A 19,102-nucleotide genomic window follows, 5' to 3' on the forward strand; every position below is an offset into this window, starting at 1 on the left:
GCTCGCACTCTCTCGGCCTCGGGCGGTTCCTGAGACGGACGGGACGACTGTACGGCCACCGGACGGGCCCCCGACACTGCCTGACGCCCTGCCAGGCGGTCAGCGGTTGCGCAGCCGCTCCAGGAGTGCCGCGTGGACGTGCGCAGGCAGCAGGTGGGCGACGTCGCCGCCCCAGGCCGCGACCTCCTTGACCAGCGAGGAGGACAGGAAGCTGTAGGTGGGGATGGTCGGGACGAACAGCGTCTCGACGCCCGACAGGCCCATGTTCATCTGGGCCATCTGGAGCTCGTAGTCGAAGTCGCTGACCGCGCGCAGGCCCTTGACGATGGCCGGGATGTCCCGCTGCTTGCAGAAGTCGACGAGCAGGCCGTGGAAGGCCTCGACCTGGATGTTGCCGTAGTCGGCCGTCGCCTCGCGGATCAGCTCGATCCGCTCCTCGACGGTGAACAGGCCCTGCTTCGACCGGTTGATCATCACGGCGACGTGCACGACGTCGTACAGCCGGGAGGCGCGTCCGATGATGTCGAGGTGTCCGTTGTGGATGGGATCGAAGGATCCCGGACAGACGGCGCGGCGCAACTTGGTCCCCTTGCTCTCCGGTGCGGTCATCATGAATCTTCGCTGGTGAAGGCGGCACGGCCGTACCAGAGGGTGCCTTCGCCGTACTTCCTGGAGCGGAGCGGCTCGAACCCCTCGGGCCACGGGAACGCACCGCTCCTCGTGCCGCGCTCCACGGTGACGAGCGCATCGTCCGTGAGCCAGCCATTGGCGCGGAGTGTGAGGAGGATCTCGCCAAGATCGCCGTGCTCGACGGCGTACGGCGGGTCCAGGAAGACCACGTCGTACGGGTCCCCGGCCGCCGCGGCCGCCACGATCTGCTCCGCCTTGCCCGCCCGGAACTCGGCGCCGGGCAGGCCCAGCGCCTTGATGTTGTCCCGGATCGCCTTGGCGGCCTTGGCCTCGGGCTCCACCAGCAGCGCGTGGGACGCGCCGCGGGAGAGGGCCTCCAGGCCGACGGCGCCGGAGCCGGCGTACAGGTCGAGCACGCGGGCCCCCTCGACGCCGTGCAGCGACTCCCAGGTCGAGAAGAGGCCTTCACGCATCCGGTCCGAGGTCGGCCGGGTGCCGGTGCCCGGGGGCACGGTCAGCCGTCGCCCGCCGGCGCTGCCGGCGATCACGCGGGTCATCTGGGGTCCTTCGGTACGACGGTGGGGCGGGGTTCCCGACGGGTACTGCCGGGTACTGCGGACTTCAACGATAGGTCGTACCGCCCCGGACAACCCAGGACGGTGCCGCTCAGCCCTTTTCCAGGTACTGCTCCCGCTCGGTGTCCAGCAGGGCTTCCAGCGCGCTCCTCAGCCCCGGCAGCTGCTCCAGCCCGGGGTCGGCGGCGACCACGCGGGCGGCCTCCTCGCGGGCCTGGGCGATGACCTCCTCGTCCTCGATGACCGCGAGCATCCGCAGCGAGGAGCGCACGCCCGACTGGGCCTGGCCCAGCACATCGCCCTCGCGGCGCTGTTCGAGGTCGATCCGGGAGAGCTCGAAGCCGTCCAGGGTGGCGGCGACGGCGGCCAGCCGGGCCCGGGCGGGGCTCGCCTCGTGCATCTCGCTGACCAGCAGGCACAGCCCCGGCGCGGAGCCCCGGCCGACGCGGCCGCGCAGCTGGTGGAGCTGGGAGACGCCGAACCGGTCCGCGTCCATGATCACCATGACCGTGGAGTTCGGGACGTTCACGCCGACCTCGATGACGGTGGTGGCGACCAGCACCTTGACCTCTCCCGCGGCGAAGCGGCGCATGACGTCGTCCTTGTCGGCCGGGTCCATCCGGCCGTGCAGCACCTCCACCGACAGCCCGGCGAGCGGACCGCGCACGAGCTGCTCGGCGATCTCCAGGACGGCCAGCGGCGGCCGGTTCTCGCTGTCGTCCTCGGCGGACTTCTTCTTCGGATCGTCCTCGCCGTCACCGATGCGCGGACACACCACGTACGCCTGGTGCCCGCTCTCGGCCTCCTCCCGCACCCGCTCCCAGGCCCGGGTCAGGAAGTGCGGCTTGTCCTTGGCCGGTACGACGTGGGTGGCGATCGGGGAGCGGCCGGCGGGCAGCTGGTCGAGGACGGAGGTCTCCAGGTCCCCGAAGACGGTCATCGCGACCGTGCGCGGGATCGGGGTCGCGGTCATCACCAGCAGGTGCGGGGGCTGCTTGCCCTTGGACCGCAGCGCGTCGCGCTGCTCCACTCCGAAGCGGTGCTGTTCGTCGACCACGACCAGGCCGAGGTCGTGGAACTGCACCTTGTCCTCGATGAGCGCGTGCGTGCCGATCACGAGGCCGGCCTCGCCGGTGACCAGGTCGAGCAGGGCCTGGCGCCGCGCCGGCATCCCCATGGAGCCGGTGAGCAGCACGACCTTGGTGCCCTGGTCGGAGCCGCCGAGCATTCCCGCCTCGGCGAGCTCGCCCATCATCTCGGTGATGGAGCGGTGGTGCTGCTGGGCGAGCACCTCGGTGGGGGCGAGCATGGCGGCCTGCCCGCCGCAGTCCACGACGGCGAGCATGGCCCGCAGCGCGACCAGGGTCTTGCCGGAGCCGACCTCGCCCTGGAGGAGGCGGTGCATGGGGTGTTCGGTGGCCAGGTCGTCGAAGATCTCCTTCGAGACGGTCTGCTGGCCTTCGGTGAGGGTGAAGGGGAGCTTGGCGTCGAAGGCGTCGAGCAGGCCGCCGGGAGCGGGGCGGCGCGGGACGGCCGGGAGCTGGGAGTCGGCGTGCCGGCGGCGGGCCAGGGCGACCTGGAGGACGAAGGCCTCGTCCCACTTCAGCCGCTGCCGCGCGTCCTCGATGTCGGCCTTGGTGCCCGGCCGGTGGATCTTCAGCAGGGCCTCGGGGAGCGGGACCAGTCCGCGGCCCTCGCGCAGTGCGTCCGGCAGCGGGTCCACGGCCTCCCGGGCGCTGGGCAGCACCGCGTCCACGCACTTGGCGATCTTCCAGGACTCCAGCTTCGCGCAGGCCGGGTAGATCGGGATGAGCTGGTTGGCGAACGCGGCGGCCGCGTCCCGGTCGGAGGCCTCCGCGCCGAGCGGCTCGTACGCGGGGTGGGAGAGCTGCAGCTTGCGGTTGAACATGCCGACCTTGCCCGCGAACATGGCGCGGGTTCCCGGCAGCAGTTCCTTGTGCGGCTTGTGGACGCCCGCCCCGAAGAAGACCAGCTGGAGGCGGCCGCTGCCGTCGGTGATGGTCACTTCCAGGCGCTTGCCGCGGCTCCCGTTGAAGGTCAGGATCCGGGCGTCGGCGACCTGGGCGACGACCGTCACGTGCTCGTCGATCTGGTCGGCGAGACCGTCCAGCGAGGTCAGCTCGCCGCGCTCGGCGTACCGCCGGGGGTAGTGGTGGAGCAGGTCCAGGGCCGTGTGCAGGCCGAGCTGCTCGGCCAGCACCTTGGCGGTGGCGGGGCCGAGCGTCTTCTTGAGGTCTTCGTCGAGCGCGGGCACGTGTTCATTGCACACCATCGCGCTGACAAGCCGGCTATTCGACCCCGATGAGGAGGGGCGCGGCGTACCGCCCGCCGCGGTAGGTGACCGTGTCCACCGCCAGGTGCCCCTGCTGTACGTACGCCTGCAGCTGCTCGGCGAGGGCGTCGGGCACCTCCGGTCCCAGGACCAGGGTGACGAGTTCGCCGCCGGAGCCCAGCATCCGCTTCAGGACCGCCTCGGCGGTCTCGGTGAGACCGGAGCCGATGACGGCGACGTCGCCGTCGATGAGCCCGAGCACGTCCCCGGCCTGGCAGATGCCGGCGGAGGTGAACGACTGCCGCTCGGCGACGGCGAGCTCCCCGTAGCGGGTGGCGCCGGCGGCCGCGGTCATGGCGACCACGTCCTCGTCGAAGCTGCCGTCTGGGTCGTGCACGGCGAGGGCGGCCAGGCCCTGGACCGCGGACCGGGTGGGGATCACGGCCACCCGTACGCCGTCGGCGCGGGCCCGTTCCGCCGCGGCGGCCGCGGCGGCACGCTGGTCGGCGCCGCCGGGCAGCAGCACCACCTCGCGGGCGTGTGCGCGCCGGATGGCGTCGGCGAGTCCGGCGGCGTCCGGGACCTCTCCGGGGCGGGCGAGCACGGTGGTCGCGCCCGCCTCCCCGCACAGCGCGGCCAGCCCCTCGCCCGGGACCACGGCGACGACGGCCCGCTGGACGCGCTCCCCGCGCGCCCGGCGCCGCTCGTCGCCGAAGTGCGTGATGCGGATCCGGTACGGCCGGCCGGCGATCACCCCGGCCTCCACGGCGGCACCGGGGTCGTCGACGTGGACGTGGACGTTCCACAGTCCGTCGCCGCCTACCACGACCAGGGAGTCCCCGAGCCCGTCGAGGCGCTCGCGCAGCTCCGCCACGGCCGGTTCGGCGGCCTCCAGCAGGTAGATCACCTCGTACCCGGGCCCGCCCTGTTCCTCGGCGTCGCAGGGCTGCGGCGGCAGGGGTACGGGGACGGCCCGGCCGCGGACCGCCTCGGCGGCGGGCTCCTGGCCGGAGAGCGCCTGCCACAGGGCCCCGAGTACGGCGACGAGCCCGCAGCCCCCGGCGTCGACCACCCCGGCCCGGCCCAGCTCGGCCAGCTGCCCCGGGGTGTCGGCCAGGGCCGCGCGGGCCCCGTCGTAGGCGGCGCGGGCCACGTCCGCGGCGGTGCCGGCGGGGCCGGCGGCCGCCTCGCCGGCCCGTGCCGCCGCGGCGGCGACGGTGAGCATGGTGCCCTCCACCGGGTGCGCGACCGCCTGGTAGGCCTCCTCGGCGGCCCGGGTCAGCGCCTGGGCCAGCAGCCGGCCCGGCCCGCGGCCCCCGGGCTCGTCGCCGAGGACGTCGGCCACCCCGCGCAGCAGCTGGGCCAGGATCGTCCCGGAGTTGCCCCGGGCGCCTATGAGGGCGCCGTGCGCGTAGGCCCGTACGGCCTGGGGCAGGGAGGGGGCCACGGCGCCGGAGGCCGGACCGGCCGCTGTGGCCTCGCTCACGTCCGCGGGCGCCCCGAGGGCCTCGGCCAGTGCGCGGTCCGCCGATTCGGCGGTCAGGTAGAGGTTGGTGCCGGTGTCCGCGTCCGCAACCGGGTAGACGTTGATCGCGTCGATGTCCTCGCGGGCCCGGCCCAGTGCGGCCACGGCCAGCGAGCTCCAGGTGCGCACCGCTTCGGCGTCGAGCTCGTCGGCGGGCTGCGGCTGCGGCTCGTGCGGCACCGGGCGTTCCTCCTTGTGCGGGCCAGGGTTCACCGCAGGGTAACGAAGGACTGCCGGACGTCCGGGACCGCGGGCGGGGGCGGGGGCAGCCATGGTAGTTTTCTTGGACGGGAGCAGTCGTTGTATGCTGCTCCGGTTGCCCGATGAGAGTCGGGCCATTCCCCCGGCAAACCACTTCAGATATCTGATTCCGGTGCGCCGGATTTCACTGTAAGTGCATCTGAAGTCTTTGGAGTGACCTGTGGCTGCCAACTGCGACGTTTGCGCCAAGGGGCCGAGCTTCGGCAACAACATCTCCCACTCGCACCGCCGCACCTCGCGTCGCTGGAACCCGAACATCCAGCGCGTCCGTGCCGTGGTCAGTGGGACGCCGAAGCGCCTCAACGTCTGCACCTCGTGCATCAAGGCCGGCAAGGTCTCGCGCTGACGCCACCCGTCGTAGCGCAGCCCTTTCCGGTTGCCAAGAAGGCCGGTCCACCTCGTGGACCGGCCTTTTGCCTTGTCCGGTCCACCGGACACGAAGACCACCGCGTCACGCGACGCGGTGGTCTTCTGCCGTTGTGCCGCCCTCAGCGGTGCCACTGCCAGGCGTGGTCCACCGGGCCGATGCCGCCGCCGAGCGCGAAGCCGGCCGCGATGGCGCCGGTCACGTACTCCTTGGCCTCCATGACGGCCTGCGGCACGTCCTGCCCCTTGGCGAGTCCGGCGGCTATCGCACTGGCCAGGGTGCAGCCGGTGCCGTGGGTGTGCCGGTTGTCGTGCCGCGGGGCCCGCAGCCAGAGCTGCGTGTCGCCGTCGGTCAGCAGGTCGGCGGCCTCGTTCCCGTGGGCGGCCAGGTGCCCGCCCTTGATCAGCGCCCACTCGGGCCCGTACGACAGCACGGCGTCGGCGGCCCGCCGCATGTCGTCCTCGCTCTCCACCACCACGCCCGTGAGCTGTGCCACCTCGTCCAGGTTCGGGGTGGCCACGGTCGCCCGGGGCAGCAGCTCCTTGCGTACGGCGTCCAGCGCCGCGGCGGCGAGCAGCGCGTCCCCGTGCTTGGAGACCCCGACCGGGTCCACGACGGCCGGGGCGGAGGTGCCGGCCAGCAGTTCGGCCACGGTCTCCACCAGCGCGGTGGAGGACAGCATCCCGGTCTTGACCGCCTGGACGCCGATGTCGTCCACGACGGCCCGGTACTGGGCCTTCACGGCCTCGGCGGGCAGTTCCCAGACTCCCTGCACCCCGAGGGAGTTCTGCGCGGTCACCGCGGTCACCACGCTCATCCCGTGCACGCCGAGCGCCAGCATGGTCTTCAGGTCGGCCTGGATCCCGGCGCCACCACCGGAGTCGGATCCGGCGACGGTCAGGCACAGCGCCGGCGCGTCGGTCATCTGGAGGTCTCCTCGGTGGACGGGTCGGAACCGAAGTGGTCCCAGCCGCCGGTGCTCGTCCAGGGCGCGCCGTCCACGGTCACCTGGGGCAGCGCGGACCGGTTCAGCACCTCCCCGATGACCTTCCACCGGGCCGGCAGTTTCACATCGGGCGGGAAGGTCGCCACGATGGCGTGATCTTCCCCTCCGGTGAGCACCCACTGCAAGGGGTCGACCCCGACGGCCTGCCCGATGTCGTGCATCTGGGTCGGGATGTCGACGGCCGCCGAGCGCAGGTCGATGCGGACCTTGCTGGCTTCCGCGATGTGCCCGAGGTCGGCGATCAGGCCGTCGCTGACGTCGGTCATGGCGGTGGCGCCGAGCCCGGCGGCCGCGGGGCCCGCGTGGTACGGGGGCTCGGGGCGCCGGTGTGCCTCGACGAAGGCCCGCGGGGAGCGGAAGCCGCGCGAGAGCACTGCGAATCCGGCCGCGGACCAGCCCAGCCAGCCCGTGACGGCCACGACGTCGCCGGGCTGGGCGCCCGAGCGCAGCACGGGCTCGTGGTTGCGCAGGTCACCGAGGGCGGTGATGGCCACGGTGATGATGTCCCCGCGGACGACGTCGCCGCCGACCACGGCCGCTCCGGCGACCTGGCACTCGTCGCGCAGCCCGTCCATCAGCTCGGTGGGCCAGGTGACCGGCAGCTCGGCGGGCACGACGAGGCCGAGCAGCAGCGCGGTCGGCACCGCGCCCATGGCGGCGATGTCGGCGAGGTTCTGCGCGGCGGCCTTGCGGCCGACGTCGTACGCCGTGGACCAGTCGCGCCGGAAGTGCCTGCCCTCAAGCAGGATGTCGGTGCTCGCCACGACCCGCCGGTCGGGGGCCGACACGACCGCGGCGTCGTCGCCCGGTCCGAGCCGGACCGCCGGGGTGGTGGTGAGCCGTGAGGTGAGCTCCCGAATGAGCCCGAACTCCCCCAGCTCGCCCACAGTGCCCTTCATCGCTGTGCCCCTTCTTGCCCAGTCCGCTTGCGGTCGCGAGCCGTCACAGCTCTGGGTACCGTCAACAGATACGTCAACTTCTGCTCTCCGTACGCCCCGCTGTGCGTGGCGCCGTGCCCCCGGGTCTCCCCGAGGTGCTCGGCAACGCGGTACCGTGGCGTCCCTTCTTCCCCGGGCCCACCCGAATCCCTGGGCCCATCCGAAGGTTAGGGGAATCGATCCTCGTGGCCGCCCTGGAGGTTCCGTGGTACAGGCGTACATCCTTATCCAGACCGAGGTGGGCAAGGCGTCGTTCGTCGCCGAGTCCATCAGCCAGATCGCGGGGGTGATCCAGGCCGAGGACGTGACGGGCCCGTACGACGTGATCGTCCGCGCCCAGGCCGACACCGTGGACGAGCTCGGCCGCCTGGTCGTCGCCAAGGTCCAGCAGGTGGAGGGCATCACCCGCACCCTTACCTGCCCGGTGGTCCATCTGTAGCCCCCGTCTACTCTTGGCCGGTGATGTCACTCCACCGCCGGCCCGTCCGTGTGCCCGCACTGCCCGTCCTGGCCGCCGTACTGGCCCTCGCGGGCTGTACCCCGGGTGACTCCGAGGCCCGGGTCGACCCGCCGCCCACGCCGCCCGCCGACGTCGCGGGGTTCTGTGCAGCACTGCACAAGGAACTCCCGGAGACGGTGGCCGGCCTGGCGCGGGCCGAAACCCGGCCGGAGTCGGATCTGACCGCCGCGTGGGGCGGCTCGGCGATCGTACTGCGGTGCGGTATTCCCAAGCCCCCCGAGATGGCGGACGTGAAGGAGGGGGGCGTGGAGGTCAACGGCGTCCGGTGGCTGCTGAAGAAGCTCCCCGACAGCACTGGCGGGGGGTACCGTTTCATCACCGGCTTGCGGCTCGCGTACACGGAGGTCCGGGTCGACAAGGAGCATGCCACGGATGCCGGGATGCTGGTGGGGCTGTCCGCCGTCGTGGCCAAGACCGTCCCCGAGGGGATCGCGTCGTATTGACGGCCCGATGGCCCGACGGCCCCCGCCCCCTTTTCGCACCGACCGCCCGCCGGGATTCCCGGCGGGCGGTCGGCGTTGGGCGCTGCGGCTGCGGGTCAGCGCAGCCCGGTGGAGCGGGTCAGGGCCGCCTGGATCAGGCGGTCCACCAGCTCCGGGTACTCGACGCCCGACTCCTGCCACATGCGCGGGTACATGGAGATCGGCGTGAAGCCCGGCATGGTGTTGATCTCGTTGATGACGAAGGTGCCGTCCTCGGTGAGGAAGAAGTCGGCCCGCACCAGGCCCTCGCAGGACGCGGCGTCGAACGCCTCGATCGCGAGGCGCTGCACCTCGGCGGTCTGCTCCGGGGTGAGCGGAGCGGGCACCATTCCGGAGGCGGAGTCGATGTACTTCGCCTCGAAGTCGTAGAAGTCGTGGCTGGAGACCGGCGGGATCTCGGCGGGCACGCTCGCGCGCGGCCCGTCCTCGAACTCCAGCACCCCGCACTCGATCTCGCGGCCGCGCAGCAGCGCCTCCACGATGATCTTCGGGTCGTGGCGCCGGGCCTCGCGGATCGCCTCGTCCAGGCCGGAGGCGTCGTCGACCTTGGTGATGCCGATGGAGGAGCCGGCCCGGGCGGGCTTGACGAAGAGCGGCCAGCCGTGCTCGCCGGCGAAGTCCAGGATCCGGCCGCGGGCGGCGTCCCGGTCGGCCTCCCACTCGCGGGGGCGGATGGTCACGTACGGGCCGACGGGGAGGCCGAAGGACGTGAAGACCCGCTTCATGTACTCCTTGTCCTGTCCGACGGCCGAGGCGAGGACGCCCGAGCCTACGTAGGGGATGCCGGAGAGCTCCAGGAGCCCCTGAAGGGTGCCGTCCTCGCCGTACGGGCCGTGCAGCATGGGGAAGACCACGTCGACCTCGCCCAGGGCCTTGGGGACCGCTCCCGGCTCGGTGTAGACGACCTCGCGGTTGGCCGGGTCGACGGGCAGCACCACGGCGCCGTCCTCGGAGTCCGCAAGCTCCTCGACGCTCGGCAGCCTGCGGTCGGCGATGGCCATCCGCTCGGGCTCGTCGGCGGTCAGCGCCCACCGGCCGTCCGTGGTGATGCCGATGGGCAGCACCTCGTACTTGGACCGGTCGATGGAGCGCAGTACGGCGCCCGCGGTGACGACCGAGATGGCGTGTTCCGAGCTGCGGCCGCCGAACACGACGGCCACGCGGGGCTTGCGGCCCTGCTGCTCAGGGGTCTGGGGGAGGTTCTCGCTGCTCATATCGCCACGACGATACCCGCTCGGACGTCCGGAAAGGAGTCAGCGGCGTTCCGGTTTGGCGCTGCGCCCCATCAGTTCCTTCAGCGCGACCAGCGGCGGCTTGCCGTGGTGGACGATCTCGACGACGGTGTCGGTGATCGGCATGTCCACTCCGTGGCGGCGGGCCAGATCGGCCACCGACTGGCAGGACTTGACGCCTTCGGCGGTCTGCTTGGTGACCGCGATGGTCTCCTCCAGGGTCATTCCGCGCCCGAGGTTGGTGCCGAAGGTGTGGTTCCGGGAGAGCGGCGAGGAGCAGGTGGCGACGAGGTCGCCGAGGCCCGCGAGGCCGGAGAAGGTGAGCGGGTCGGCGCCCATCGCCAGGCCCAGCCGGGTCGCTTCGGCGAGGCCCCGGGTGATGAGCGAGCCCTTGGTGTTGTCGCCCAGGCCCATGCCGTCGGCGATGCCGACGGCGAGGCCGATGACGTTCTTGACGGCGCCGCCCAGCTCGCAGCCGATGACGTCGGTGCTCGTGTACGGGCGGAAGTACGGGGTGTGGCAAGCCGCCTGGAGGCGCTGCGCGACGGCCTCGTCGGAGCAGGCGACGACGGCGGCGGCCGGCTGCCGGGCGGCGATCTCACGGGCCAGGTTGGGGCCGGTGACGACCGCGACGCGCTCGGCGGGGACCTTGGCCACCTCCTCGATGACCTCGCTCATCCGCTTGGCGGTGCCGAGTTCGATGCCCTTCATCAGGGAGACGAGCACGGCGTCGGCGGGGAGCAGCGGGGCCCAGTCGGCGAGGTTGCCGCGCAGGGTCTGCGAGGGGATGGCGAGGACCGCGAAATCGGCGCCGCGGGCGGCCTCGGCCGCGTCGGTGGTGGCGTGCATGTTCGCCGGGAGTTCGACGCCCGGGAAGTAGTCCGGGTTCGTCCGCCCGGTGTTGATGGCGTCGACCACCTCGCGGCGGCGGCCCCACAGGGTCACCTCGCAGCCTGCGTCGGCGAGCACCATGCCGAAGGCCGTGCCCCAGGAGCCGGTTCCGAAGACGGCTGCCTTCACGGGACGTGTCACTTCTGGTCCTCCCCCGCGGCCTTGCGCCGCTGTTCCGCCCTGGCCTTGCGATGGTCGTACAGCTGCTCCGGGGCCTTCTCGCCGCGCAGCTCCTCCAGCAACGCGGTGATGGCCGCCATGATGGTCTCGGTGGCCTCCTTGAGTACGTCGGGGGTGGGTTCCCGGTCGTAGAACTCGGAGAGGTCGACGGGAGGTCCGGCGAGCACCTGGAGGGTCTTGCGCGGGAACAGCCTGACCTTGTCCTCCTTGGCGTAGGGCGGCATCGCCAGATTCGCGCCCCACTGGGCCACCGGAATGACGGGTGCCCTGGTCATCAGCGCCACCCGCGCGGCGCCGGTCTTGCCGGCCATCGGCCACATGTCCGGATCGCGGGTGAGGGTGCCCTCCGGATAAAAGGCCACGCATTCGCCGCTCTCGATCGCGTCCACGGCGGCCCGGAATGCGTCCAGGGCGTTGGTGGTCTCGCGGTAGACCGGGATCTGGCCGGATCCGTGCAGGATCGCGCCGACAATGGGGACCTTGAAGAGGGCCGCCTTCGCGAGCAGACGGGGCACCCGGCCGGTGTTGTACTGGAAGTGCGCGTAGGAGAGCGGGTCCAGATACGAGTTGTGATTGACGGCCGTGATAAACCCGCCCTCGGCCGGAATGTGATCCATTCCCCGCCAGTCCCGCTTGAAGAGCACCACCAGCGGCGGTTTTGCGATGACCGCCGCCAGGCGGTACCAGAAGCCGATTCTGCGGCGGGACACTCGGACACCTTTCCTCTAGAACGGGTGCGCGGGGTTGCCTCCCGGCGGCGGCCGGGGAGCTTGGGCACCTCGTCGGCCGGACAAGTGTGGCCCCAGGTCCGGTCTCTGTCGAGAACACCGTACGCCCCGCCCGGAGCACCGGGCCTCCGGGTCCGCCGGGCAGAGGCGACAATGGGCCGACGCATGACCCGGCCATGACCCGGCCGCGGTCCACGCAGGTGCGGCCGTGCACCGGAGGGAAGGGGTGCGCCACGAACGCGGTCTGGAGTCTGGTGGTCCCGCTGAAACCCCTGGCGGTGGCCAAGAGCCGTCTCGCGTCGGCCGTGGGCGCGTCCTGTCCCGGGCTCGCGCTGGCGTTCGCCCAGGACACCGTGGCAGCGGCGCTGGCCTGCACGGCAGTGGCGGATGTGGTGGTCGTCACGGACGACGCGGAGGCCGGCGCGGAACTGGCGCGGCTGGGGGCGCGGATCGTGCCGGACACCCCGGCCGCCGGGCTCAACGCGGCGCTGGCCCACGGGGCGCGGGAGGTGCGCGCGGCCCGGCCGGGGGCGGCGGTGGCCGCGATGAACGCGGATCTGCCCGCGCTGCGCCCGCCGGAATTGCTACGCGTGCTCGAAGCCGCGTCCGCATTTCCCCGGGCATTTCTCGCGGATGCGGCGCAAATCGGTACGACTCTGCTTTCCGCCTCTCCGGGCGTGGAATTGGCACCCTCGTTCGGGGGCCCGTCGCGGGCCCGGCATTCCGCCTCGGGAGCTGCGGAAATAGTCCTCGCGGACGTCGAGAGCGTGCGCCGGGACGTGGACACGGTCGCGGATCTGCGGACGGCCCTCGCCCTCGGGGTGGGCCGCCACACGGCCCGATACAGTTCCCGTATGCAGGCGACCGCGTACACGTACGACTCCCAGACCCGCAGCGGCAGCGTGCTGCTGGACGACGGCACCCCGGTGCCCTTCGAGGCCCCGGCCTTCGACGCGGGCGGCCTGCGGCTGCTGCGCCCCGGACAGCGGGTCCGGATCGAGACGGACGGCGAGGGGCCGGCGCTGCGGATCACCCTGATCACCCTGCAGACCTTCTGAGTCTCCGCCCCACGGCCGCGCCAACCTGCTGACCTGCCGACCTGCACGAACAGCGCGAACAGCACCGCGGGCCGGCTTCCCCCTGCTGGGGAAGCCGGCCCGGCGTGTGTGACTCGTGGCCCTACTTCTTGCGGGCCGTGGTCTTCTTCGCGGTGGTCTTGCGCGCCGTGGCCTTCTTGGCGGGCGCCGTGGTCTTCGCGGTGGCCTTCTTGGCCGCCGGAGCCGTCTTCTTGGCAGCGGCGGTGGTCTTCTTGGCCGCCGCCGTGGTCTTCTTCGCCGCGGCGGTGGTCTTCTTGGCCGCTGCGGTGGTCTTCTTCGCCGCGGCGGTCTTGGCGACCACCTTCTTGGCGGTGGCGACCTTCTTGGCGGTGGTCTTCTTGGCGACCGCGGTCTTCGCCGCCGCCTTCTTGGCGGTGGTGGCCTTCTTGGCCACGGCCTTCTTGACCGTCGCGGAAGCGCCGCCGGAGAGGCTGCCCTTGGGCGCCTTCTTCACCGACACCTCGCCGCCCTTGGGCAGCTTCTTGGTGCCGGCGACCAGGTCCTTGAAGCCCTGGCCCGCGCGGAAGCGGGGAACCGAGGTCTTCTTGACCCGGACGCGCTCACCCGTCTGCGGGTTGCGGGCGTAGCGGGCCGGGCGGTCGACCTTCTCGAACGAGCCGAAGCCCGTGACCGACACCCGGTCGCCCGCGACCACAGCGCGGACCATCGCGTCCAGTACCGCGTCGACGGCGTCGGCGGCCTGCTGGCGGCCGCCCAGCTTGTCGGCAATCGCTTCTACGAGCTGCGCCTTGTTCACGTCTTCCCCTTCGGAGACTTCGCCAGAACGAATGTGTTCAAGCTTATTTCGCACGTTAGGCGGATATATACCGCAAATCAAACACGAAACGGGCTAATCACCCTAGTGCCGCAACGGTGTAGGTCGTTACGGAGTTCCTTCGCATCAGTCGCCTTCAGGGAATCGACCCTCGTCGAGGTCCTTCATCAACCTGTCCAGGCGCCTTGCCGCATCGGCGAGATCATGCTTCGCCGCGGCCGTGACGACCAACAGCTTCCGGGACAGCGCCATCCTTACGCCCTCCGGGACTTGCAGCGTGCGCACCCTTGTGTGTGCTTCTTTCAACCGGTCCGCGACGAGTGCGTAGAGCTCAAGTTGACTGTCGCGTTCCATGCACAGATTGTGCCATCTGGGGCGAGTTGTCGCCTCACGGGGCCTCAACACACGGCTGTGCCCCCCGCCGGAGGGCGGGGGGCACAGTGTTGTCGATGTGATCACCCGAGGGCGAATAAGCGCTGATCAGGCAGGAATCAGGCCTGAATCGTGCGCGGCTTGTAGCTCGGGCGGGCGCTTTCGTACGTGGCGATGTCCGCTTCGTTCTGAAGGGTGAGCGAGATGTCGTCCAGACCCTCCAGCAGACGCCAGCGGGCGTTGTCGTCGAGTTCGAACTCCGCCTCGATTCCCGCCGCGCGGACCCGGCGGGCGACCAGGTCGACCGTGATCTCGGCGGTCGGGTCGGCCTCGGTCAGCTCCCACAGCCGGTCGACCGTCTCCTGCGGCAGGACCACCGTCAGCAGACCGTTCTTCAGCGAGTTGCCGCGGAAGATGTCGGCGAAGCGGGAGGAGATGACCGTCTTGAACCCGAAGTTCTGCAGGGCCCAGACGGCGTGCTCGCGCGAGGAACCGGTGCCGAAGTCGGGACCCGCGACCAGCACGGTCGCCCCCTGGCGCTCCGGGCGGTTCGTGACGAACTCGGGGTCCTTGCGCCAGGCCTCGAAGAGCCCGTCCTCGAACCCGTCGCGGGTGATCTTCTTCAGCCAGTGGGCCGGGATGATCTGGTCGGTGTCGACGTTGCTGCGGCGCAGCGGGACGGCCCGGCCGGTGTGGGTGGTGAAGGCTTCCATGGTTATCGGACTCCGGCGGTCGCGTTGGCGTCGGACAGGTCGGCGGGCGAGGCCAGGTGGCCCAGCACCGCGGTGGCGGCGGCCACCTGCGGGGAGACGAGGTGGGTGCGCCCTCCCTTGCCCTGCCGGCCCTCGAAGTTGCGGTTGGAGGTGGACGCGGAGCGCTCACCGGGCGCCAGTTGGTCGGGGTTCATGCCCAGGCACATCGAGCAGCCCGCGTGCCGCCATTCGGCGCCCGCCTCCTTGAAGACCTTGTCCAGGCCCTCTTCCACGGCCTGGAGGGCGACCCGGACGGAGCCCGGGACGACCAGCATCCGTACGCCCTCGGCGATTTTGCGGCCCTCGACGATGCCGGCGACGGCACGCAGGTCCTCGATGCGGCCGTTGGTGCACGAACCTACGAAGACGGTGTCGACCTTGATGTCGCGCAGCGGCTGCCCGGCGGTCAACCCCATGTATTCCAGGGCCTTTTCGGCGGCCAGGCGCTCCGAAGCGTCCTCGTACGAAGCCGGGTCGGGGACGTTGGCCGACAGCGGTGCGCCCTGGCCCGGGTTGGTGCCCCAGGTGACGAACGGCGACAGCGAGGCACCGTCGATGACGACCTCGGCGTCGAAGACCGCGTCGTCGTCGGTGCGCAGGGTCTGCCAGTACGCGACCGCCGCGTCCCAGTCCGCGCCCTGCGGGGCGTGGTCGCGGCCCTGGAGGTAGTCGAAGGTGGTCCGGTCGGGGGCGATCATGCCCGCGCGGGCACCGGCCTCGATCGACATGTTGCAGATGGTCATGCGCGCTTCCATCGAGAGCTTCTCGATGGCCTCGCCGCGGTATTCCAGGATGTAGCCCTGGCCGCCGCCGGTGCCGATCTTGGCGATGATCGCCAGGATCAGGTCCTTGGCGGTGACGCCCTCGGCCAGCTCGCCGGTGACGGTGATGGCCATCGTCTTCGGGCGGGCCAGCGGCAGCGTCTGGGTGGCCAGTACGTGCTCGACCTGGCTGGTGCCGATGCCGAAGGCCAGTGCGCCGAAGGCGCCGTGCGTGGAGGTGTGGGAGTCACCGCAGACCACGGTGGTGCCCGGCTGGGTCAGGCCCAGCTGCGGTCCCACGACGTGGACGACGCCCTGCTCGACATCGCCCAGGGAGTGCAGGCGCACACCGAACTCGGCGCAGTTCGCCCGCAGCGTCTCCAGCTGGGCGCGGGAGACCGGGTCCGCGATGGGCTTGTCGATGTCGAGGGTGGGGGTGTTGTGGTCCTCGGTGGCGATGGTGAGGTCGAGCCGCCTGACCTTGCGGCCGGCCTGCCGCAGGCCTTCGAAGGCCTGGGGGCTGGTCACCTCGTGCAGCAGGTGCAGATCAATGAAGAGGAGGTCGGGCTCGCCCTCGGCTCGCCGGACGACATGGTCGTCCCAGACCTTCTCCGCGAGTGTCCTACCCATCGCTTTCCCTCCGGCCGGCCGGTTGTGCCGGCGCTTTGTAGAGATCTGGTGCGCCTGATCGCCCGTACCCCACGTACCGGACGACGGCTCGGACCCAGTGGTTCGTGGACCCGCACATACAGACTCGCTGGTTCTTGGAAAAATTGAACTTGCGTTTCACAGTGTGAGACGCGAATATCGTTTCATGGACAACTCTAGCGGCGTCGGCGTTCTCGACAAGGCAGCTCTGGTACTGAGCGCACTGGAGTCCGGTCCGGCCACCCTCGCCGGGCTGGTCGCGGCGACAGGGCTCGCACGACCCACGGCACATCGCCTGGCCGTGGCACTGGAACACCACCGGATGGTGGCGAGGGACATGCAGGGCCGGTTCATCCTCGGACCGCGGCTGGCGGAGCTCGCCGCCGCGGCCGGCGAGGACCGCCTGCTGGCCACGGCGGGACCGGTACTCACCCACCTCCGTGACGTGACGGGCGAGAGCGCGCAGCTCTACCGGCGTCAGGGCGACATGCGCATCTGCGTGGCGGCCGCGGAGCGGCTGTCGGGCCTGCGGGACACCGTCCCGGTGGGCTCCACGCTCCCCATGAAGGCGGGCTCGGCCGCGCAGATCCTGATGGCCTGGGAGGAGCCCGAGCGGCTCCACCGCGGGCTGCAGGGCGCGCGCTTCACGGCGACGGCCCTGTCGGGCGTACGGCGCCGCGGCTGGGCGCAGTCGATCGGCGAGCGGGAGCCCGGTGTGGCGTCCGTCTCGGCGCCGGTGCGCGGGCCGTCGAACCGTGTGGTGGCGGCCGTGTCGGTCTCCGGGCCGATCGAGCGCCTGACCCGCCACCCGGGCCGGATGCACGCCCAGGCCGTCATCGACGCGGCCGCCCGCCTGACGGAGGCCCTGCGCCGCTCCGGCTGACTTGCCGGCCTTTCCCCCACTCCCCCGGGCCCGGGGGCGCGTACGACGCCGCACACGTCCGAACACGCGCCTCCGGGCCCGCACTTGTGCCGGGGCGGAGTGTGCACGGGAACAGCGAAGAGGCCCTCCGCGACGAACGCGGAGGGCCTCTTCTGTGCGTACCCCCGACCGGATTCGAACCGGCGCTACCGCCTTGAGAGGGCGGCGTGCTAGGCCGCTACACAACGGGGGCTTGCTTTGTACTGCGCTGGGCTACCAGGACTCGAACCTAGAACAAAGGAACCAGAAACCTTCGTGTTGCCAATTACACCATAGCCCAATGTGGTCTATACCAGACCAGTACCCCCGACCGGATTCGAACCGGCGCTACCGCCTTGAGAGGGCGGCGTGCTAGGCCGCTACACAACGGGGGCCCTAGCGATCCTGCATCAAGACGTCCGGGAGCTACCCAATGGAGACCTTGCGGGAAGGATCTGTACCCCCGACCGGATTCGAACCGGCGCTACCGCCTTGAGAGGGCGGCGTGCTAGGCCGCTACACAACGGGGGCAAAGCACTGCGTTACTGCTGCACTGCGCTGGGGTACCAGGACTCGAACCTAGAATAAGGGAACCAGAAACCCTCGTGTTGCCAATTACACTATACCCCACCGAAAGTCAAGCCCTTGGGGGGATTTTCTTTCGAGTGGCGCCTCCGTCCGGCCTTTCGGCCCGCTCCGGCGGCGCAGAAAGAACATTACCGGATGCCTGACCGTGCTCCAAAACGGGTATCCGCTGACAGCAGCTCCGGGAGCTGGGCGAGCCCGGCGATCCGGTGCACGCCGTCCGGTCCGGGCCCGCGTCCGCCCTCCCGGTCGAGCCAGACCGCCGTGAGCCCGGCGTCCCGGGCGCCCCGCGCGTCGATCTCGGGCTGGTCCCCCACGTACGCCACTTCGCCGGGCGGCAGGCCCAGCGCCTCGCAGCCGGCCAGGAAGGCCCCGGCCTCGGGCTTGCTGACGCCCAGCTCCACCGCGCAGAGCAGCACCTCGAAACGGTCGCGCAGGCCGAGGCTGCGCAGCTTGGGATCCTGGTTGACGGCCGAGGAGTTGGAGAGCACCCCGTGCCGGTGGGTGGCCGCCAGGGCGTCGAGGGCGGGCACCACGTCCGGGAAGACCTCCCAGGCCGTCTTGTAGTGGTCGACGTACCGCTCGAACCAGTCGTCGGCGTCGGCGTCGTCCATCGCCGGTGCGCCGAGGAAGTCCCGCACCCGGTCGCGGCGCTGCTCCTGGAATCCCGTCTCGCCGGCCGCGAAGCGGTCCCAGTGGCGGGTGGTCGCCTCCCGCCACCGGGCCAGGGCCTCCGTGGGCGTGCCGAAGCGCTCTGCGACGCCCTCCTCCGCCAGCAGCCGCGCGAGGCCCGCGGTGTCCGCCCCGGTGTAGTCGAACAGGGTGTCGTCGATGTCCCAGAGCACGGCGCGGATCGGCATACGGCCGAGGCTACGCTGCTCCCCCGTCCTGCGGCGGCACGACGAAGAAGTCCGTCACGAAGCAGGTGATCTCCCCGTCGGCGTCGCGGCCCACCCAGGTCGGGTACGAGCCGTCGCCCCAGCCCGAGGAGAAGGCCACGAGGTCGTGGCCGTCCTCGCCCTCGACGCGGTAGGCGCCGGCGGCGTGGCCCGCCCCTTCGAAGGCGTCCCACAGCGGCCCCTCGTCGCCCTCGCAGTCGGGGAAGGACTCGTCGGCGGCAGCGTCGTAGAAGCAGCCCGTGCCGGCGTCGACGCCATAGCCGAAGTACTCGTCGTCGCCGAGCCCGGACGGGTCCTGCCCGTCCCGCAGGGCGAGCTCCCAGGAGGCGGTCGGGGTCTCACGGATCACCAGGCGGGCGGCAGCGACCCTGCGGTGCCCCTCGCCGGGCGCGGGCTCGGGCTCGCCGGGCTGGGTGAGGGTGGCCATGGCGGCCTCCACCCGGTAGCGGCCGGGCTCCACCTGCGCGGTGAAGGACGAAGGGTCGCCTCCGCCGAGGTAGACGAAGGGGTCGCAGGCCACGACCCGGCCGGTGGGCAGCCACAGGGAGCCCCCGTCGGCCACCGAGAGGGTGCCGTTCGGCCCGTCCTCGTACGAGAAGGTGGCACCCGGGGTGAAGTACCCGGCGAGGTCGGGGGCAGTCATCGGCATGGCAGGGCCTTTCGCACGGCATGAGGAGCTGTTCG

19 protein-coding genes, 5 tRNA genes and 1 pseudogene are annotated in these 19,102 nt (G+C 71.4%); 5 read left to right on the forward strand and 20 right to left on the reverse strand.

Translation table 11 applies throughout. The features are described 5' to 3' along the window. Window positions 1-99: 99 nt before the first annotated feature. The 4 genes from coaD to ABTY04_RS17275 form a co-directional block, all read right to left on the reverse strand. The gene (gene coaD / locus ABTY04_RS17260) at window positions 100-579 is read right to left on the reverse strand and encodes a pantetheine-phosphate adenylyltransferase (protein ID WP_352214205.1); all 480 of its coding nucleotides are present in this window, start codon (window positions 577-579) and stop codon (window positions 100-102) included. Between the two features lie 29 nt (window positions 580-608). Beyond that, entirely contained in the window at window positions 609-1,187 is a 579-nt protein-coding gene (gene rsmD, locus ABTY04_RS17265) for a 16S rRNA (guanine(966)-N(2))-methyltransferase RsmD (protein ID WP_352214176.1), read from the reverse strand. Window positions 1,188-1,296: 109 nt separating this feature from the next. Then, complete coding sequence (gene recG, locus ABTY04_RS17270) at window positions 1,297-3,498, reverse strand: ATP-dependent DNA helicase RecG (RefSeq protein WP_352214177.1); 2,202 nt, start codon at window positions 3,496-3,498, stop codon at window positions 1,297-1,299. Window positions 3,499-3,514: 16 nt separating this feature from the next. Next, window positions 3,515-5,296, reverse strand: a complete 1,782-nt coding sequence (locus ABTY04_RS17275) for a DAK2 domain-containing protein (protein ID WP_352214178.1) — start codon at window positions 5,294-5,296, stop codon at window positions 3,515-3,517. A 148-nt stretch (window positions 5,297-5,444) separates the two neighbouring features. On the opposite strand from ABTY04_RS17275, the gene rpmB reads away from it, so the two are divergent. After that, window positions 5,445-5,630, forward strand: a complete 186-nt coding sequence (gene rpmB / locus ABTY04_RS17280; RefSeq protein WP_048475950.1) for a 50S ribosomal protein L28 — start codon at window positions 5,445-5,447, stop codon at window positions 5,628-5,630. Between the two features lie 142 nt (window positions 5,631-5,772). Here rpmB and thiD read toward each other — a convergent pair whose 3' ends face one another. Together thiD and ABTY04_RS17290 are read right to left on the reverse strand one after the other, a co-directional pair. Further along, window positions 5,773-6,576 (reverse strand): bifunctional hydroxymethylpyrimidine kinase/phosphomethylpyrimidine kinase, encoded by an 804-nt coding sequence (gene thiD / locus ABTY04_RS17285; RefSeq protein ID WP_352214179.1) that lies wholly within the window; start codon window positions 6,574-6,576, stop codon window positions 5,773-5,775. Beyond that, window positions 6,573-7,556, reverse strand: coding sequence for a thiamine-phosphate kinase (locus ABTY04_RS17290; protein WP_352214180.1), 984 nt, complete (start codon window positions 7,554-7,556; stop codon window positions 6,573-6,575). Before ABTY04_RS17290 ends, thiD begins: the two co-directional genes overlap by 4 nt. A 244-nt stretch (window positions 7,557-7,800) precedes the next feature. On the opposite strand from ABTY04_RS17290, the gene ABTY04_RS17295 reads away from it, so the two are divergent. Then, window positions 7,801-8,034, forward strand: a complete 234-nt coding sequence (locus ABTY04_RS17295) for an Lrp/AsnC ligand binding domain-containing protein (protein ID WP_352214181.1) — start codon at window positions 7,801-7,803, stop codon at window positions 8,032-8,034. Between the two features lie 23 nt (window positions 8,035-8,057). Beyond that, window positions 8,058-8,558, forward strand: a complete 501-nt coding sequence (locus ABTY04_RS17300) for a DUF3515 domain-containing protein (protein WP_352214206.1) — start codon at window positions 8,058-8,060, stop codon at window positions 8,556-8,558. A 95-nt stretch (window positions 8,559-8,653) separates the two neighbouring features. Here ABTY04_RS17300 and ABTY04_RS17305 read toward each other — a convergent pair whose 3' ends face one another. From ABTY04_RS17305 to ABTY04_RS17315, 3 genes are read right to left on the reverse strand one after another with little or no spacing between them, the layout of a single operon-like run. Then, entirely contained in the window at window positions 8,654-9,811 is a 1,158-nt protein-coding gene (locus tag ABTY04_RS17305) for a D-alanine--D-alanine ligase family protein (protein ID WP_352214182.1), read from the reverse strand. A gap of 39 nt (window positions 9,812-9,850) precedes the next feature. Continuing rightward, window positions 9,851-10,861, reverse strand: coding sequence for an NAD(P)H-dependent glycerol-3-phosphate dehydrogenase (locus ABTY04_RS17310; protein WP_352214183.1), 1,011 nt, complete (start codon window positions 10,859-10,861; stop codon window positions 9,851-9,853). Further along, window positions 10,858-11,610: a lysophospholipid acyltransferase family protein gene (locus tag ABTY04_RS17315; RefSeq protein WP_352214184.1), complete on the reverse strand. Its 753-nt coding sequence runs from the start codon at window positions 11,608-11,610 to the stop codon at window positions 10,858-10,860. Before ABTY04_RS17315 ends, ABTY04_RS17310 begins: the two co-directional genes overlap by 4 nt. Window positions 11,611-11,804: 194 nt before the next feature. Between ABTY04_RS17315 and cofC the strand changes: the two are divergent. Continuing rightward, window positions 11,805-12,477 (forward strand): annotated as a pseudogene (gene cofC / locus ABTY04_RS17320) (2-phospho-L-lactate guanylyltransferase); the annotation flags it as partial. 330 nt (window positions 12,478-12,807) lie between these two features. On the opposite strand, the gene ABTY04_RS17325 reads toward cofC, so the two are convergent. The 4 genes from ABTY04_RS17325 to leuC all read right to left on the reverse strand — a co-directional run bounded on the left by ABTY04_RS17325 (window position 12,808) and on the right by leuC (window position 16,015). Beyond that, on the reverse strand, window positions 12,808-13,482 hold the full coding sequence (locus ABTY04_RS17325; RefSeq protein WP_352214185.1) for an HU family DNA-binding protein: 675 nt from the start codon (window positions 13,480-13,482) through the stop codon (window positions 12,808-12,810). Between the two features lie 144 nt (window positions 13,483-13,626). Beyond that, entirely contained in the window at window positions 13,627-13,854 is a 228-nt protein-coding gene (locus ABTY04_RS17330) for an SCO5555 family protein (protein ID WP_352214186.1), read from the reverse strand. A gap of 137 nt (window positions 13,855-13,991) precedes the next feature. Then, the gene (gene leuD, locus ABTY04_RS17335) at window positions 13,992-14,585 is read right to left on the reverse strand and encodes a 3-isopropylmalate dehydratase small subunit (protein ID WP_352214187.1); all 594 of its coding nucleotides are present in this window, start codon (window positions 14,583-14,585) and stop codon (window positions 13,992-13,994) included. Window positions 14,586-14,587: 2 nt separating this feature from the next. After that, window positions 14,588-16,015, reverse strand: a complete 1,428-nt coding sequence (leuC, locus tag ABTY04_RS17340; RefSeq protein ID WP_352214188.1) for a 3-isopropylmalate dehydratase large subunit — start codon at window positions 16,013-16,015, stop codon at window positions 14,588-14,590. Window positions 16,016-16,199: 184 nt separating this feature from the next. Between leuC and ndgR the strand changes: the two genes are divergently transcribed. Beyond that, complete coding sequence (gene ndgR, locus ABTY04_RS17345; protein ID WP_030304142.1) at window positions 16,200-16,916, forward strand: IclR family transcriptional regulator NdgR; 717 nt, start codon at window positions 16,200-16,202, stop codon at window positions 16,914-16,916. A 159-nt stretch (window positions 16,917-17,075) separates the two neighbouring features. Here ndgR and ABTY04_RS17350 read toward each other — a convergent pair. From ABTY04_RS17350 to ABTY04_RS17380, 7 genes are all read right to left on the reverse strand, one after another. After that, window positions 17,076-17,148, reverse strand: a tRNA-Glu gene (locus ABTY04_RS17350). Between the two features lie 15 nt (window positions 17,149-17,163). Continuing rightward, window positions 17,164-17,235 (reverse strand) — tRNA-Gln (locus ABTY04_RS17355). Between the two features lie 21 nt (window positions 17,236-17,256). Further along, a tRNA-Glu gene (locus tag ABTY04_RS17360) sits at window positions 17,257-17,329 on the reverse strand. Window positions 17,330-17,392: 63 nt separating this feature from the next. Next, window positions 17,393-17,465, reverse strand: a tRNA-Glu gene (locus ABTY04_RS17365). Window positions 17,466-17,492: 27 nt separating this feature from the next. After that, a tRNA-Gln gene (locus ABTY04_RS17370) sits at window positions 17,493-17,564 on the reverse strand. 86 nt (window positions 17,565-17,650) lie between these two features. Continuing rightward, window positions 17,651-18,379: an HAD family hydrolase gene (locus tag ABTY04_RS17375; RefSeq protein WP_352214189.1), complete on the reverse strand. Its 729-nt coding sequence runs from the start codon at window positions 18,377-18,379 to the stop codon at window positions 17,651-17,653. Between the two features lie 10 nt (window positions 18,380-18,389). Then, the gene (locus ABTY04_RS17380) at window positions 18,390-19,067 is read right to left on the reverse strand and encodes a DUF4241 domain-containing protein (protein WP_352214190.1); all 678 of its coding nucleotides are present in this window, start codon (window positions 19,065-19,067) and stop codon (window positions 18,390-18,392) included. Window positions 19,068-19,102 lie beyond the last annotated feature (35 nt).

This window comes from Streptomyces sp. NPDC097981 (assembly GCF_040302565.1).
Classification (GTDB): domain Bacteria; phylum Actinomycetota; class Actinomycetes; order Streptomycetales; family Streptomycetaceae; genus Streptomyces.